The sequence below is a fragment of the Halomonas sp. DP8Y7-1 genome (genome assembly GCF_019801685.1).
Lineage (GTDB): Bacteria > Pseudomonadota > Gammaproteobacteria > Pseudomonadales > Halomonadaceae > Halomonas > Halomonas litopenaei_A.
This window is the reverse complement of the sequence record NZ_JAHVIN010000002.1, coordinates 143,719-159,852: the sequence shown is the minus strand read 5'-3', so window position 1 is coordinate 159,852 and position 16,134 is coordinate 143,719. Positions and strand designations below refer to the sequence as shown.

14 protein-coding genes are annotated in these 16,134 nt (G+C 62.1%); 8 read left to right on the top strand and 6 right to left on the bottom strand.

Annotated features, from left to right (window positions below; translation table 11 throughout):
- Positions 1–51: 51 nt before the first annotated feature.
- The 3 genes from KUV41_RS01525 (at position 52) to KUV41_RS01515 (ending at position 2,498) form a co-directional block, all read left to right on the top strand.
- A complete protein-coding gene (locus KUV41_RS01525; protein ID WP_222483862.1) occupies positions 52–543 on the top strand; it encodes a TRAP transporter small permease in 492 nt (163 codons plus the stop codon).
- Positions 540–1,820: a TRAP transporter large permease gene (locus KUV41_RS01520; RefSeq protein ID WP_222483860.1), complete on the top strand. Its 1,281-nt coding sequence runs from the start codon at positions 540–542 to the stop codon at positions 1,818–1,820. The genes KUV41_RS01525 and KUV41_RS01520 overlap by 4 nt, the downstream gene beginning before the upstream one ends.
- 108 nt (positions 1,821–1,928) lie before the next feature.
- Positions 1,929–2,498, top strand: a complete 570-nt coding sequence (locus KUV41_RS01515) for a lysozyme inhibitor LprI family protein (protein ID WP_222483858.1) — start codon at positions 1,929–1,931, stop codon at positions 2,496–2,498.
- A gap of 38 nt (positions 2,499–2,536) precedes the next feature.
- Here KUV41_RS01515 and KUV41_RS01510 read toward each other — a convergent pair whose 3' ends face one another.
- Positions 2,537–3,778 carry a PD-(D/E)XK nuclease family protein gene (locus KUV41_RS01510; protein WP_222483851.1) on the bottom strand — a complete coding sequence of 414 codons (1,242 nt, stop codon included), beginning with the start codon at positions 3,776–3,778 and terminating at the stop codon, positions 2,537–2,539.
- Positions 3,779–4,046: 268 nt separating this feature from the next.
- Positions 4,047–6,917, bottom strand: coding sequence for an excinuclease ABC subunit UvrA (uvrA, locus tag KUV41_RS01505; protein ID WP_206944180.1), 2,871 nt, complete (start codon positions 6,915–6,917; stop codon positions 4,047–4,049).
- A gap of 185 nt (positions 6,918–7,102) precedes the next feature.
- Here uvrA and KUV41_RS01500 point away from each other — a divergent pair, with 185 nt between their 5' ends.
- Positions 7,103–8,491, top strand: a complete 1,389-nt coding sequence (locus KUV41_RS01500; RefSeq protein ID WP_206944178.1) for an MFS transporter — start codon at positions 7,103–7,105, stop codon at positions 8,489–8,491.
- Positions 8,492–8,742: 251 nt separating this feature from the next.
- Complete coding sequence (locus KUV41_RS01495) at positions 8,743–9,429, top strand: single-stranded DNA-binding protein (protein WP_206944176.1); 687 nt, start codon at positions 8,743–8,745, stop codon at positions 9,427–9,429.
- A 298-nt stretch (positions 9,430–9,727) separates the two neighbouring features.
- Here the strand turns inward: KUV41_RS01495 and KUV41_RS01490 are convergent, their stop codons facing one another.
- Positions 9,728–10,234 (bottom strand): hypothetical protein, encoded by a 507-nt coding sequence (locus tag KUV41_RS01490; RefSeq protein ID WP_222164139.1) that lies wholly within the window; start codon positions 10,232–10,234, stop codon positions 9,728–9,730.
- A gap of 291 nt (positions 10,235–10,525) precedes the next feature.
- Between KUV41_RS01490 and KUV41_RS01485 the strand changes: the two genes are divergently transcribed.
- The 3 genes from KUV41_RS01485 to KUV41_RS01475 all read left to right on the top strand — a co-directional run bounded on the left by KUV41_RS01485 (position 10,526) and on the right by KUV41_RS01475 (position 13,176).
- Entirely contained in the window at positions 10,526–11,299 is a 774-nt protein-coding gene (locus KUV41_RS01485; protein WP_206944170.1) for a TSUP family transporter, read from the top strand.
- 231 nt (positions 11,300–11,530) lie between these two features.
- Positions 11,531–12,427, top strand: a complete 897-nt coding sequence (locus KUV41_RS01480; protein ID WP_206944168.1) for a sugar nucleotide-binding protein — start codon at positions 11,531–11,533, stop codon at positions 12,425–12,427.
- The gene (locus tag KUV41_RS01475; RefSeq protein ID WP_222239069.1) at positions 12,424–13,176 is read left to right on the top strand and encodes a lysophospholipid acyltransferase family protein; all 753 of its coding nucleotides are present in this window, start codon (positions 12,424–12,426) and stop codon (positions 13,174–13,176) included. Before KUV41_RS01480 ends, KUV41_RS01475 begins: the two co-directional genes overlap by 4 nt.
- 107 nt (positions 13,177–13,283) lie before the next feature.
- On the opposite strand, the gene KUV41_RS01470 is transcribed toward KUV41_RS01475, so the two are convergent.
- From KUV41_RS01470 to fabA, 3 genes are all read right to left on the bottom strand, one after another.
- On the bottom strand, positions 13,284–14,045 hold the full coding sequence (locus KUV41_RS01470) for a M48 family metallopeptidase (RefSeq protein ID WP_222239070.1): 762 nt from the start codon (positions 14,043–14,045) through the stop codon (positions 13,284–13,286).
- 264 nt (positions 14,046–14,309) lie between these two features.
- The gene (gene fabB / locus KUV41_RS01465; RefSeq protein WP_222483848.1) at positions 14,310–15,527 is read right to left on the bottom strand and encodes a beta-ketoacyl-ACP synthase I; all 1,218 of its coding nucleotides are present in this window, start codon (positions 15,525–15,527) and stop codon (positions 14,310–14,312) included.
- A 13-nt stretch (positions 15,528–15,540) separates the two neighbouring features.
- Positions 15,541–16,056, bottom strand: coding sequence for a 3-hydroxyacyl-[acyl-carrier-protein] dehydratase FabA (gene fabA / locus KUV41_RS01460; protein WP_206944160.1), 516 nt, complete (start codon positions 16,054–16,056; stop codon positions 15,541–15,543).
- Between the last annotated feature and the right edge of the window lie 78 nt (positions 16,057–16,134).

The following is a 16,134-nucleotide window of genomic DNA, read 5'->3' as shown; positions in this document are numbered from 1 at the left end:
GGCGGCTGTCTCCCGGCCAGCGGCTAAAGCCGGCCACCTGAGGACACGCCGATGATTCGTTGGCTCAATGAACGACTGGAAGAATGTCTGTCAGTGGTACTGCTGGCGCTGATCGTCGCGCTCGTGTGTGCGAATGTGCTGGCGCGTTATGTGCTGAATGCCTCCCTGTCCTGGGGAGAAGAACTGGTGGGCTGGCTATTTATCTGGTTCATCTGGATGGCCGTGAGCTATGTCTTCCGCCAGGACCGGCATATCGAGATCACCTTCCTGAAAGAACGGCTGCCCCAAGCTGCCCAGCGGCAGTTGACCCTGGGGGTCCGGCTGGCGGTGGTGGCCTTTCTGGTCACGATCAGCGTCCACTGCATCGAGTTGATGCTCAATCCCATGGTGCGGCATCAGGTGTCGGTGGTACTGCAGATGCCGGTACCGCTGTACTACGCGTCAGCGCCCGCCGGCGCCCTGTTGTCCGCGTTTCGCATCCTGCAGCACTGCTGGGCCTCCTGGCGCGCGCCGCAGTCCAGTCTTGAAGGAGGTGCGTCATGATTGCCCTTTCTTTGATCGGCATGTTGTTTGCCTTCATCGCCATCAGCATGCCAGTCGCCATGGCCATGGGCCTGGCCACCCTGCTGGTGATGCTACTGGTCGACGGGGCGCCGCCGGTGGTGCTGTTGGCACGCTCGCTGGTGACCGCGGCAGACTCCTTTCCGCTGATTGCAGTGCCGCTGTTTGTGCTGGCGGGCGACCTGATGCAGATGGGGGGTATGTCGCGGCGGATTGTCGGCTTCGCTCATTCGTTGGTGGGACATGTCAGATGTGGCCTGGCCTACGTCAACGTACTGGCCTGCTGTTTCTTCGCCGCGATTTCCGGCTCGTCGCCGGCCACCGTGGCGGCGATCGGCTCCAATATGATTCCGGAGATGGAAAAGGTCGGCTACCCGCGGCGCTTCTCTTCGGCGCTGACCGCCGCCGGGGGCATGGTGGGAGTGATGATCCCGCCCTCGATCCCCTTCATCATCTATGGCGTCTCCGCCGAGGTCTCCATCGGCAAGTTGTTCATGGCGGGCATTGTGCCTGGCGTGCTGTTCGGGGTGGCCTACATGCTGACCGCGCGCCTGATGCTAAGGCACCAGCGCAAGCTACTGGGGGAGCGCAAGCACTTCTCGGGGCGTGCGGTGGCAACCTCCTTTCGTGAGTCGATCTGGGCGCTGCTGGTGCCCGTCATCATCCTTGGTGGCATCTATGGGGGAATCTTCACTCCCACTGAGGCTGGTGGGGTGGCGGTGATCTACTCGATCGTCGTCGGAGTCTTCGTCTACGGCGATATCCGTCTATCGGAGTTGCCCAAGGTGTTCGCGCGCAGTGCCTCGACCAGCGGTCAGATCCTGATCCTGGTAGTGGTAGCGGGTGGTTTCGGTCAGCTTTTGACCATCGCCCAGGTGCCCAACGACCTGGCGGCGGCCATCACCAACTTCTCCACCGATCCGCTGGTACTGCTGTTGATGGTCAACCTGCTTCTGCTGATCGTCGGCATGTTCATGGAAACCATCGCGGCGATCATCATCTTGACGCCGTTGCTGCTGCCTGTGGCTGCCGCCGCCGGGGTCGACCCCATCCATTTCGGGGTGATCATGACCGTCAATCTGGCTATCGGCTTCTGCACGCCACCGCTGGGCGTCAACCTGTTCGTGGCGTCGTCGGTGGGTGGGGTGAAGATCATGGAAGTGTCTGCGTCGATCGTTCCCTACTTCGTAGCGATGATTGCGCTGCTGCTGGCGATCACTTATGTGCCGAGTATTTCGCTGTTGCTGGCAGGTGGCTAGATGCTTCGCGAACGGTAATGACCGGCGCTTCAGCGCCGGTGCTCTTACCAGGACCGAGGCGCCTTGCCTATGATGTCAGTGTCCAGGGTACAAATAAGCGACGAATAGATGGCACGACATCTTTTTTCTGAAGGTTGGCATGGGTTCGTGGCGGGGCGAGTCTGGTCCCTGATCGGTCTGTTGGGCGTGGCCTGTTGTCTGATACCGCTGTCGGCAAGTGCACAGCAAGGGCATGGCGCGTCATCCCTCTCGGTCGACGCTGCCAGCGTGCGTGAGTGCTTTGTGCAGATGGGTCAGGAGGGGGCCGGCAACTGCATCGCAGAGGCTGCAAACCTTTGCCAGGAGAGCGACGGCGGTAGCACGACCCTGGGGATTGTCGCTTGCCTTCAGGCCGAGACCGAGGTCTGGGACGATCTGTTGAACGCGCAGTACCTGGAGTTGCGGGATAGTATGCGCGAGCAGGATCAGGAGTGGCCGGAACTCGGTATCTCTCGCGCGAAAGCGCTCAGGGATGTGCAGCGCGCCTGGATCGCCTTTCGCGACGCCGAGTGTGGCTATGCCTACGCCCGCTACCAGGGCGGCACCATTCGCAATGTGTTCGCCGCGTCATGCGTGCTTGAAGAAACCGCGCGCCGCGCGTTGACGCTCAAGGGTGTCCTGCATGAGGGCAATATGTAGGCGTAGGGCTTGTCGTTGACCGGCGAGCTGTCTTTGAGTCAGCTGGCGCTGTCACTGATGCGCTGATCGATCCAAAGTGCGAGATCACCTAGAGCCTCCAAGGCGCCTTCTCGGGTATAAGGATGTGGCCAGGCATCGAGGGCCAGATAGCGCTGGTTGCTTTCAAACCAAAAGCCTGGCGTTTTCTTGTCGCGGTAGAACGACCAGGCATCGCTCTTGGTGTCTGGAATAGTGCTCGTGAATTCCGCGGCAAGACTGTCTAGGTCCGCCGATGTCGCTTGGCGGTCGATGTAGCCCCTAACGTAGAAGCCGATACTTTCGCTATCGCCAGCGTCAGACTCAGAGCAGGGGTAGTAAACGAGACAGGCCTGGTTGTTCTGTCCCTCCCAGCGCGCCAAGGAGAACCGCAGGACCTTTTCTTCGCCATCACTCCAGCTGTTCGTTGTTTTGATGATGTCTGACTCTGCCACCTCAAGGGTCGCAGTCAGCTGACGCATGCACTGCTGACGCAGCTCAGCCTCCAGCAAATGGAATTTCTCTGATGCTTGCTTGAGTTGAGCAAAGTGTTTGAGGGCAAATGTCAGTTCCTTGTCGTCCATGATCATGGCCTTTTCCTGGTGCGCAATATTGTGCATGTGCTGCAGCAGCTCCTGATAGAAGACCTGCCACTTGGTAAAGGTGTGGTGGGCAATTTCTTGACCGAGTCGCTCTCGAGCCACGGTAATAAGTTCGTCGTAAGAGACGCAGATCCAGTCGTCAGGGACATCTGTCCGTTGTGATAGTGGGCTCAGCACGCAACGGACCTGGTGGAGCTGCTGATAGGAGTCGATCAATTTGGTGTAGGAGGGGAAAGGATTGTCGGATGCGGAGGCCCAGACTTTGTGCTCGACGCCTATGACGAAGCTATCACCCAAGATGACCAAGTCGAGCCGTTTGTCATTGCCATTCGATATGTCAGGTGACGGAACTTCGCGCTCAACGGAGATACTCTCCCAGTCTGTGCGAACAAGGAGTTCATCTTGGAGGTCTTCGTGGAAGGCGCCCTTATGGAGCAGGCACGCTACCAGGGCCTTGGCTAGCCAGGTTGGCGCTCCTTCATGGCTACCCATGAAGATTGCCATCAGATCGGACAGGCGGTTCTCATGGTGTCCTGGCCCTGCACTTGAAAACAGGTTGAGCTCTGGCGGCGTTGGCGCGGGCAGTCGCTCCATTTTGTCGAACAGCACCTCGAGCGCGCTATGCCCATCAGTGACTGATAGCCTCTTTAAGTTGTTCTGCATGGCAAGCCTTTTCGTAGCGAGATTCCGATAAACAGCCGTGTGATGATAGCGGAGACTGGCGTTGAGAGCGCTGCGAAGACACCGCTTGGCGTTGATGCTTGGTATCCAGCAGGTGAGCACTGAAGTAGGGATGGGCTGCACTTATGTTCTTCCTCCAGTGTTCTGCCGCCAGGGCGCGCACCAATACGACAAGGGGAAGGCCATGGCCTTCCCCTTGGGTCTAGCATCCGCTGATCACCAGGTGAGCAGCGGGCTCCTGGCCGAGCCCTCAGGCCGTTGCGGTGGCCTTGTCATCCTTGCGTGAGGTGGAGGGCGCACGTTCGAGCAGTGGCTTGAGGAAACGCCCGGTGTGGGAGATCTCCATGTTTGCAAGCTGCTCAGGCGTGCCTTCAGCGATGATCCGGCCTCCGCCGGAGCCACCTTCAGGCCCCAGATCGATCAACCAGTCGGCGGTCTTGATCACGTCCAGGTTGTGCTCGATGACGACCACGGTATTGCCGTGATCGCGCAAGCGGTGGAGCACCGTCAGCAGCTGGCGGATATCCTCGAAGTGCAGGCCCGTCGTGGGCTCATCGAGAATATACAGGGTCTTGCCGGTATCCCGCTTGGCCAGCTCCCGGGCCAGCTTGACCCGCTGGGCCTCGCCGCCGGACAGGGTGGTGGCGCTCTGACCCAGGCGAATGTAGGTCAGGCCGACGTCGACCAGGGTCTGCAGACGGCGTGCGATGGCGGGCACCGGGCTGAAGAACTCCAGGGCTTCCTCCACCGTCATCTCCAGCACTTCATCGATGGTCTTGCCCTTGTAGTGGATATCCAGGGTCTCGCGGTTGTAGCGCTTGCCCTTGCAGACATCGCAGGGCACATAGATATCCGGCAGGAAGTGCATCTCGACCTTGATCATGCCCTCGCCCTGGCAGGCCTCACAGCGGCCCCCCTTGACGTTGAACGAGAAGCGCCCCGGCTTGTAGCCCCGTGAACGGGCTTCCTGGGTGCCCGCGAACAGCTCGCGGATGGGGGTGAAGATGCCGGTGTAGGTCGCCGGGTTGGAGCGCGGCGTGCGACCGATCGGGCTCTGGTCAATGTCGATGATCTTGTCGAGCTGATCGAGCCCCTCAATGCTCTTGTAGGGCGACGGCGTCAGGGTCGTGGCCTTGTTCAGCTCGCGGGCGGCGATCGGCATCAACGTCGAGTTGATCAGCGTCGACTTGCCCGAGCCAGAGACCCCGGTAACGCACACGAATAGCCCCAGCGGAAGCTCCAGGGTGACGTCCTGCAGGTTGTTGCCGGTCGCGCCGGTCAGCTTGAGCGTCTTTTCCGGATTACCGGGAATGCGCCAGGGGGGAACCTCGATGGCGCGGGTGCCGGACAGATACTGGCCGGTCAGCGAGGCCTCATTGGCCATGACCTCTTCCGGGGTGCCCTCGGCGACGATTTCGCCGCCGTGGACGCCGGCGCCGGGGCCAATGTCGAGCACATGGTCGGCGGCGCGGATGGCGTCTTCGTCGTGTTCGACCACGATCACCGTGTTGCCCAGGTCGCGCAGACGCTCCAGGGTTTTCAGCAGGCGATCGTTATCGCGCTGGTGCAGGCCGATGGAGGGCTCATCGAGGATATACATGACGCCCACCAGACCCGCGCCAATCTGGCTGGCCAGGCGAATGCGCTGAGCCTCGCCGCCGGACAGGGTCTCTGCGCTGCGCTCGAGGTTGAGATAATCCAGGCCGACGTTGACCAGAAACTCAAGTCGCGCCGAGATCTCTGCCAGGATTTTTTCGGCGATCTCGCCCTTGCGTCCGGGCAGGCTCAGCTCGCTGAAGTAGCGCTGGGCATCGCCGATCGGCAAGCGCACGACCTGGGGTAGCGTGGTGCCATCGACGAACACGTGACGCGCTTCCTTGCGCAGGCGTGAGCCCTCGCAGGTACGGCAGGGCTGCACGGCGATATAGCGGGCGAGGTCTTCGCGCACCATGCTGGACTCGGTTTCCCGATAGCGTCGCTGCATATTGGGCAGCACCCCTTCGAAAGGGTGCTCCCTGGTAACCTTCTTGCCACGATCATTGACGTAGGTGAAGGCAATGTCGTCCTTGCCGCTGCCGTTGAGGATCACCTCACGCTCGTGGCGCGCCAGTTCGTTCCACGGGGTTTCCAACGTGAAACGGTAGTGGTCGGCGACCGCCTTCAACTGGTTGAAGTAGTAGACGCTGCGCCGGTCCCAGCCCTTGATCACGCCCTCGGCCAACGACAGTTCCGGGTGGCTGATCAGCTTGTCGGGATCGAAGAACTGCTGGACCCCGAGTCCGTCGCAGGTGGGGCAGGCGCCGGCCGGGTTGTTAAAGGAAAACATCCGTGGCTCGAGCTCGGCGATGGAGTAGCCACACACCGGGCAGGCAAAGCGCGACGAGAAGGCCATATCCTCCTGCTCACCGTCCATGAAATGAATCATGGCAGTGCCGTCGGCCAGGCCCAGGGCGGTCTCGAAGGACTCGGCCAGGCGCTGCTCCAGGCCCTCGCGCACCTTGATGCGGTCAACGACCACGCTGATGTCGTGCTTGCGGTTCTTCTCCAGCGGGCGGACGTCATCGAGTTCCACCACCTGGCCGTCGATCATGGCGCGCACGAAACCTTGTGAGCGCAGCTCGGCCAGCAGCTGCAGGTGCTCACCCTTGCGTCCGCTGACGACCGGAGCCAGCAGCATCAGTTTACTGCCCTCCGGTAGCGCCATGACCTGGTCGACCATCTGCGAAATGGTCTGCGCTTCCAGATCCTCCCCATGCTCCGGGCAGCGGGGGGTGCCAGCCCGTGCGAACAGCAGGCGCAGGTAGTCATAGATCTCGGTGATCGTACCGACGGTCGAGCGGGGGTTGTGCGAGGTGGATTTCTGCTCGATGGAAATCGCTGGAGACAGCCCCTCGATGTGGTCAACGTCAGGCTTTTCCATCATCGATAGAAACTGACGCGCATAGGTCGACAGCGACTCCACGTAGCGTCGCTGGCCTTCGGCGTACAAGGTGTCGAAGGCCAGCGACGACTTGCCGGAACCGGACAGTCCGGTGACCACGATCAGCTTGTCACGGGGTAGTTCGACGTCGATCTGCTTGAGGTTGTGGGTGCGGGCACCCCTGACCAGAATCTTGTCCATTCCCACCTCGAGGACGCGGCAAAAGGCCGATTATACGTGGCCCGCCTCCCCACCGGCAAAGTCGCGGTCGAAAAGTCGCCTGTGAAATGACCTTGAGCGCGGCATTTTCTGCACCGCTCGCAGGCGCTAGAATGTGCGGTCCATCTCCGGGGCCTGGCCCCGTCTTCAACGCCGGTATCTTTTTCATGTCCAAGGCCCGACTTCTGTTAGCCTCCGAACGGCGTGCCATCGTCGGTCTGGCGGGGCTCTACGCCACGCGCATGCTGGGACTCTTCATGGTCTTGCCTGTGCTTGCCCTGAATGCTGATCACCTGGCTGGCGCCACGCCGCTGCTGGTGGGGCTGGCGCTCGGCGTCTACGGGCTGACCCAGGCCGTGCTGCAGATCCCGTTTGGACTGCTGTCGGATCGCCTTGGCCGCAAGCCGGTCATCGCCGCTGGCCTGGGGCTGTTTGCCATCGGCAGCGTGATTGCCGCTCAGGCAGACTCCATCGCCATGATGATCGTGGGCCGCAGTCTGCAGGGCAGCGGTGCGGTGGCGGCGGCCATCATGGCATTGCTGGCCGACCAGACCCGGGAACAGGTGCGCACGGCGGCCATGGCGACCATCGGGCTGTCGATCGGGGTGGCCTTCGGCGTGGCGATGGTGCTGGGGCCGCTGGTGGCCAGCCGGTTTGGTCTGGCGGGAGTGTTCTACTTCACCGCTCTGCTGGCGCTGCTGGGGTTGGTCGTGCTGTGGAAGCTGGTGCCTCCGGCGCCGCGGCGTCGCGGTCACCGAGACGTGGGCCTGGATCGTGGTCAGCTGGCCAGTATTCTTGGCCGCCTCGACCTGTGGCGCATGGACGCCTCGATCTTCAGCCTGCACCTGATCCTGATGGCCATCTTCACCGCGGTGCCGTTTCGCCTGGTGGATGCCGGGATCGTCGAAGCACATCATGGGCTGGTCTATCTGCTGGTGATGGGGCTGTCCTTTGTGGCCATGGTGCCGCTGGTCATCGTGGCCGAGAAGAAACGCAAGATGAAGCTGATGTGTCTCGGCGCTATCGCCACCATCACGCTCAGCCTGTTAGGCCTCGGCCTGGCGGGCACCGGCCTGGCGGCGCTGTGCGCCTGGCTGTTGGCTTTCTTTACGGCCTTCAACTTGCTTGAGGCGACGCTGCCGTCGATGATCAGCAAGCTGGCGCCTGCCGGTGCCAAGGGCACGGCCATGGGTGTCTATTCCACCAGTCAGTTCCTGGGCGCTTTCCTCGGCGGTGTCTTGGGGGGCTTTCTGGCCCAGCAGTTCGGGCTATCGGCGGTATTTCTCGGAGCGGCTCTGTTGGGGCTTGGCTGGTTCCTGCTGATGCTCGGCATGCGTGCACCGCGTCACCTGTCCAGCGAGGTCGTGGCCCTGGCCGAAGACGTCGAACGCGATACGCTCGACAGTCTGATGGCACGCTTCGCCGCCGTCGCCGGGGTCGAGGACGTATTGGTGGTGCCGGAAGAACGGCTGGCTTACTTGAAGGTCGACCGCACACGGCTCGATACCGAGGCGCTGGAACGGCTGACCCGCACGTCGCGCCAGTCGACGCCCTGACCAGGCAGATGGCGGCAAGAGGCATGGGTGGCGCCAGTGCCCGCGGGATAGGCGCACGCGATCAACGCCTGGCGGGGTCAGGTCATGCCGGGGCGCCCGATGTAGCGGCCAACTGTTGTGATCTCGCGTATAGTAGCCACACCTGTCTTACGTGACGCCGACCCGGTATTCGGTGTCGAAAGAACCTCTTCGAGGCGTGAGGGTCGTACCCTGCATGTCTCGGCATCATTATTTGTATCAAGGAGTCAACCATGGCCCGTGGCGTCAACAAGGTCATCCTCATCGGCAACCTCGGTCAGGACCCGGAGGTACGCTTCACCCCCTCGGGTACCGCCGTGGCCAATCTCAATCTCGCGACTACCGATACCTGGATGGACCGCCAGAGCGGCCAGCGCCAGGAGCGTACCGAGTGGCATCGGGTCGTGATGTTCAACAAGCTGGCCGAAATCTCGCAGCAGTACCTGAAGAAAGGCTCCAAGCTTTACATTGAAGGGCGCCTGCAGACGCGCAAGTGGCAGGACCAGAATGGCCAGGACCGCTATTCCACCGAAATCGTTGCCAGCGACATGCAGATGCTGGACGGTCGGGGTGAAGGCGGCCAGGGTGGCGGCTTCGGCGGCCAGCAGGGCGGCAACTTCGGCGGTGGCCAGCCCCAGCAGGGCGGCAACTTCGGTGGTGGTCAGCCCCAGCAGGGCGGCAACTTCGGCGGTGGCCAGCCCCAGCAGGGCGGCAACTTTGGTGGCGGTCAGCCCCAGCAGGGCGGCAACTTTGGCGGTGGCCAGCCCCAGCAGGGCGGTAACTTTGGCGGCGGTCAGCAGGGCGGTGGTCAGCAGAACCGTCCGCCCCAGCAGGCGCCGAACCAAGGCGGCCAGAAAGGCGGCTTTGGTGCTCCAGACCCGGGCAACTTCGACGACTTCGACGACGAAATTCCGTTCTGACCTGGGCGTATCCAAGGAAGTGCAGAATACGTCAGCCGAGCGGAAGAAGCGTCAGACGCCCGTAGTGCAGAACCCACTGCCTATTCGGTAAAGGCGGGGTGTTCGAGCAGCGCGCAACGCAGCGATTCGTCCGCGCAGGCATGTATGCAGTGTTTCCCTAAGCCAGGCAGCCAGTCTTGGCTTGCTGTCTTGGCTAGTCGTGTCGTGAGACCCCGCGGAAGCGGGGTCTCTTCGTTGGTGGGCAAGCTGGCCCGTTGCTGGCTGGAGATGGGATCACTGCGTGTGGGGCCGTCGGTCATCACCGCCTGTCGTTGGGATGAACGTGCCGATGCCTATGCCGATGGCCTGGCAGGATGTGGCGATACCCGCGCCCCCTTCGCTGCACGTTGTCTTCGCCCCATGCGTCTTCGCCCCCTTCGTCTTCTGCCTGATGATCGTTGATTCCGCTCAGGCCGTCGCTGGCCCCCATCCGGCGCCTCTTCGCTCTCTGCTGGGCCAGCTTGCGCCTCAGCGGTCGCCGCCGGCGATGGGGTTTGCGGCGGAACATGACTCTGCATAGCCAGGCGGAGATGAGCGCGCTGGGGATGGAGTACATCACCCAGACATGATCTCTGTAGTGCTGTTCATTGGCGTCTGCAGCGCGGCGGGCGGTGCCGAAGAACAGGGACTCGAGTGGCGCGTAAAGGTAAGGCCCGACGAGAATGGCCAGGGCAATCAGGGTACCGACGAACAGGAAACTGAAGACGACGATGATCGAGAACGCTCGCCGCTTCTTGCCGATCGTTACGGGCGGTTCAACATCCAAGGGGCATCCTCATCTGCTGTCGGCGGTGGGGAGGGCATGACGCCATGTCACTTTAGGCGAGCGAGCCCCCGGCGCAAAAGAGCAGACTGCTCCATGGCGAGCAGCCAAAAGTCGCTAGCGTCAGCCTTTCATGAGCGGTGCTGGTGGACCACTCGGGTCACCAGACATGACCCTGGTCGATGGGCCTCGGGAGATTGGGACAGAAGGTCGATACAGTGAGCGGGCTACTGATTTTTGCCCACCAACTCCGTACAGTGATAGCTCCCCTGGACGCAATGGAGTGCCCGCGACGTGGCCGGTCTCGAATGGTACCAATATGCCCTGATTGGGCTGATCTTCTGCTGGAGCGGCTTTGTGCGCACCAGCCTTGGCTTTGGCGGTGCGGTGCTGGCGCTGCCATTTCTGTTGCTGGTACTGGATGAGCCGCTGGTCTTTCTGCCCATCGTGGCGGTGCATCTGTTGATCTTCTCCAGCTGGATCGCCTGGCGCGGCAGTCGCCAGATCAAGCAGGAGGCGGGCGGCGAGCACAGCAACATCGACTGGCGCTATTTAAAGCGGGCGCTGTCGATCATGATCATCCCCAAACTGATAGGCGTCGTCGGATTGTTGACGTTGCCGGCAGAGCTGATGACGGCGGTGATCTTCGTGATCGTCATCATCTACGGCGCCAGCTACGCCCTGAACCGCCCGTTTCGAAGTCGCAGCAAGGGCGTCGATGTCGCCCTGCTGGCGCTGGGCGGGTACGTGAGCGGCACGTCGCTGATCGGGGCGCCGCTGATCGTGGCCGTGTTCGCCTCCCACGTGGCCAAGTACCAGCTGCGCGATACCTTGTTTGTGCTGTGGTTCATCCTGGTGGTGATCAAGATGGTGTCCTTCATCATCGCCGGTGTCGACCTGCAGCTGGAGCACCACCTGTGGCTGCTGCCCTGTGCTCTGGTGGGGCACGTGTTGGGTGAGCGAGTGCATCAGGCACTGCTGGGAGCGCGTTCCGAGGTGTTCTTCCGGGTGCTTGGCGTGGTGCTGGTGGTCGTCAGCCTGGTGGGGCTTGCCACCAGCCTCGGCTGAGCGCCGCTTGACCGCTAGATATCTGCATGAGCAGGTCTACAAGCCGTCCATACGCAGGTGATGTGGAAGACACCGCCGAGGACGGCAGCGCGTGCCATGGGAGGGGCGCTGTTTCACCAGCAGTTGGTGTAGAATGTGGCCTTTTGGTGCTGCCTCGTCGAGGGAGTATCCGCCGTAACGCCAAGGGTATCGTGCAGACCTGCACGCTGCCCTCATGGACGAGGAGTCGTCGTGAAGCTGCTGATTCTGGATGCGGGGCATTGCCTGTCGCTGGCCCTGGCACGGGAAAGCAACCGGCGCGGTGATACGGAGCTGGTGATCGATCCTGCCACTCGGGTGGGAGCGGACAAGCTGCGGGCGATTGCGCCCGATGCACTGATCATTCCACCGTTGTCGCGCCCTTTCAGCGTGCCCCCCGCCGCCGTGATGGAACACGCCGAGGCTGTCGAGGCCTGCATGGAGGCCTGTCGCGATGTCGGTATTCCTCTGGTCTGGTGCGTATCTGACCAGTTGTATGAGGACGGTCATGCCTCGCCGATCGACGAGCATGTCATTCCGGCCCCTCGCGATGAAGGCCTGCGCCGCCTGGTGACCGCAGGCGACCGAATCCGGGCAGAGTGCCACCAGCACCTGATCGTGCGCGTGGGCCCGATGTTCGCCCTGGAAGGCAGTCACGCCTGGTTGGGCGAGCTGCTGGATACCTTGATCAGTGGTGGCGTGGTACGTGCCGAAACGGATGTCACCCTCTGTCCCACCTCCGCCGATGCAGTGGCCATGGCACTGATAGGCATGCTCCAGCAGCAAGCCTGCGGCGCGGATGCCTGGGGCAGCTATCACCTGGCAGGTGTCGAGCCGGTCAGCGCCTACACCTTTGTCTGCATGGTGCGTACCCAGCTGGGGACGCGGCTGGAAGGGCAGGGCGAGCAGATTGCGTTGGGCGAGGTCAAGGCGCTGAGTCATCACCACGATCAGCCGTTACGCCGCGTCCTCAATTGCCGTCGGGTGCTGGAGGTGTTTGGCGTGCATCAGAAGCCATGGCGACTGGAGGTGGGCCGCATGCTCGACACCTGGTGCCAGGCGCGTGATGATGCCGCCGCCATCCAGGACAAGGGGGACGCAACCCCATGAACGTGCTGCGCAGCGTCATCTTCTACATCGGCTACTTTGCGGCCATGCTGGTCTGCGGCCTGCTGTTTCTGCCTCCTGCCCCCCTGCTGCCACTGCGTTCGCGCTACCGGCTGCTGAATCTCTACAACCACTTCATCATTGCCTGGTTCCGCCTGGTATGTGGCGTGCGCTACGAGATGCAGGGGCATGAAAATCTGCCCGACGGCCCGGTAGTGATTCTGTCCAACCATCAGTGCGAGTGGGAGACCGTCTACCTTCAGCTGCTCAAGCCTCCGGTCTGCACGGTACTGAAGAAAGAGCTGCTCAACTTCCCGATCTTTGGCTGGGGCTTGCGCCTGCTTCACCCCATTGCACTGGATCGCTCCAAGCCGGCTCGCGCCATGAAACAGGTGCTCAGCCAGGGTGGACAGCGTCTCAAGGAGGGGCTTTCCGTGCTGATCTTCCCCGAAGGCACGCGGGTCGATCCCGGCAAGCGTCGCCGCTACAACAAGAGTGGTGCGGTGATCGCCTGTCGTGCAGGAGTCCCCGTGGTGCCCGTTGCACATAATGCCGGTGAATGCTGGCCCGGCCGAGACTGGGTCAAGCGTCCTGGTCGTATCTCACTGGTGGTGGGTGAGCCGATCGCCACACAAGGGCGCACCCCTGATGAAGTGCTGGCAGACACCGAGGCCTGGATCGAGGCGACACTTGCTGAGATATCCAGCGTGCCTCGTCCCCACCAACCGGCTTCTCGTACCGAGACCGCTTGAGACCTGGCGACGGCGCGCCTGAAGACACGACAAGGCCTCTTCCCGGCGTGGGAAGAGGCCTTGTCGGTTAAGCAAGCAGCACCAGTGACGCCGTCAGCGTCGCCGGCCTAGCCGTTGGCCAGACGCTCGCGGATGTTGTCGGCGCGATCCTTGGAGCCCGGGTGTGATGACATCAGGCTGCTCTCGCCGCCGTCCATGTCGGCGAATTTCTCGAAGCCCGTCAGCAGGCCTTCGCGAGGAATGCCACGATCAGTGAGCAGGTCAAACGAGAAGTTGTCAGCGTCGCTCTCCTGGCTTTGGGAGAACTGCGCGTTGATGAACTTTTCACTCAAATCGCCCAACTGTGAGCTGGACAGGGCGGCTACCGCACCATTGCCGGATGCCGCCATGGCGTCGCGGGCGATGGAGGTCGCGTAGGCGGTCTGCATGGCCTTCTTGCTGTGGCCTAGCGCCACATGGCCGAGCTCATGGCCCAATACCCCCTCGATCTCGTTGTCGGTCATCATATCCATCAGACCGCTGTAGACGCGCACGCAGCCGTTGGCCATGGCCCAGGCATTGATGTCGTCGGTCATGTAGACCTTGTAGCTGACCGGGATGCCGTCGATCTGGTGACCCAGGTTGTCGGCGATGCGCTGCAGACGCTGGGCATACTCGGAGCCGGGAGTGGCGATGGCGGATTCGGCATCCATCTGCTCACAGGCTTGAGCGGACATGGCCTGGATCTCCTCATCGCTGATGGTCGCAGCGTCGAAGCCGGCGAGGCCGGTGCTGATCATGTCGTCAGTGGACATGTTTTCACAGCCAGAGAGGAGGAGACTGCAGCCCAGGGTGGCAACGGTCACAGACAGGGTATGACGGAGATTCATGAGCATCTTCCTTGAGAGAGGCATCCAATGGCGCCGCTGGTGACGCGCTGCAGAAGCCTTGGGGCGGCGCCGACGGAAGGAAGTGTAAACATGGCCCCAGTCGACCGCTCAACCACTCTGGCGATGCCTGTTTGCTGTGAGCTAGTTTGTAGTTAATCGAGCAAAATATAAGAGAAAGTGTGTCCATCCAGCGAAAAAACGGCGCCCAAAGGCGCCGTTTTTTGGCTTCTTGCTATCCGTCGTGATGACGGCTTAGAGGAAGTATCAGTCGCTGTAGCGCTGAAGTACCAGGCAGGCATTGGTGCCGCCAAAGCCGAAGCTGTTGGAGAGCACCCGGTCAAGCTTCACGCCATCGCGGCGCTGAGTGACGATGTCGAAGCCCTGGGCTTCATCGTCCAGATCACTGACATTGGCGGAGGCAGCGATGAAATCGTGCTCCATCATCAGCAGCGAGTAGATAGCTTCCTGCACCCCGGTGGCGCCCAGCGAGTGCCCGGTCAGTGACTTGGTGGAGCTCATCGCCGGAGTGCTGTCGCCGAACACTTCGCGCACCGCCTTCAACTCGGCCACATCCCCTACCGGCGTGGAGGTGCCGTGGGTGTTGATGTAGTCGATGTCGCCGTCCACGGTGGCCATGGCCTGGCGCATGCAGCGCACGGCGCCTTCGCCGGAGGGAGCCACCATGTCCTTGCCGTCGGAGGTGGCACCGTAGCCCACTACCTCGGCATAGATCTTGGCGCCACGGGCCTTGGCGTGTTCGAGCTCCTCGAGTACCAGCATGCCACCGCCACCGGCGATGACGAAGCCATCGCGAGACTTGTCATAGGGGCGAGAGGCGGTTGCCGGATCGTCGTTGTAGCTGGTGGACAAGGCGCCCATGGCGTCGAACAGGCACGATAAGGTCCAGTGCTCTTCTTCGCCGCCACCGGCAAAGACCACGTCCTGCTTGCCGAGTTGAATCTGTTCCATCGCTGAGCCGATGCAGTGTGCAGAGGTCGCACAGGCGGAAGAGATGGAATAGTTGACGCCCTTGATCTTGAACGGGGTCGCCAGGCAGGCGGACACGGTGCTGCCCATGGTCCGGGTGACACGGTAAGGACCAACGCGGCGCAGGCCTTTCTCACGCATGACATCGGCGGCTTCCACCTGGTTGGCGCTGGAAGCGCCGCCGGAGCCAGCGATCAGGCCGGTACGTTCATTGGAGACCTGCTCCGGGCTGAGGCCAGAGTCTTCGATGGCCTGAGCCATGGAAACATAGGCGTAAGCGGCGGCATCGCCCATGAAGCGGCGCAGCTTGCGGTCCACCAGGGTATCCAGGTCGATATCGACCACGCCCGCCACCTGGCTGCGGAAGCCGCGCTCGGCGTATTCTTCCTTGAAGCGAATGCCGGATTGGCCGTTCTTGAGTGCCTCGAGTACCTGCTGCCGGTCATTGCCCAGGCAGGACACGATACCCAGGCCGGTGACTACCACTCGTCGCATGGAAGCCTCCTGATCAGAAATTCGCGGTGGAGGTGAACAGGCCGACGCGCAGGTCATTGGCCTGATAGATATCGCGGCCATCGACGGAGACAGTGCCGTCCGCCATGCCCAGAATCAGGCGGCGGGTGATGACGCGCTTGATATTGATGCGATAGGTAACCTTCTGGGCTTCAGGCATGATCTGCCCGCTGAACTTGACCTCACCACAGCCCAGTGCCCGGCCACGTCCGGGATGGCCGAGCCAGCCAAGATAGAAGCCCACCAGCTGCCACATGGCATCGAGGCCGAGACAGCCAGGCATGACGGGGTCACCCGGGAAATGGCAGTCGAAGAACCACAGGTCGGGGCGGATATCGAGCTCGGCGATCAGTTCGCCCTTTCCGTACTCGCCACCCTCTTCGTAAATGCGCGTGATGCGGTCGAGCATCAGCATGTTGGGGGCCGGCAGCTGGGCATTGCCCGGGCCGAACAGCTCACCGCGGCTGCAAGCCAGCAGTTCATCGCGATCAAAAGAGTGTTGCTTGGTCACTGGAGCGTTCCGAGAGTCGAAGTGATGTACGCCGCGTACGGCAATCTGCCGCCACGCGGCCTGCCTAGTCTACTGTTC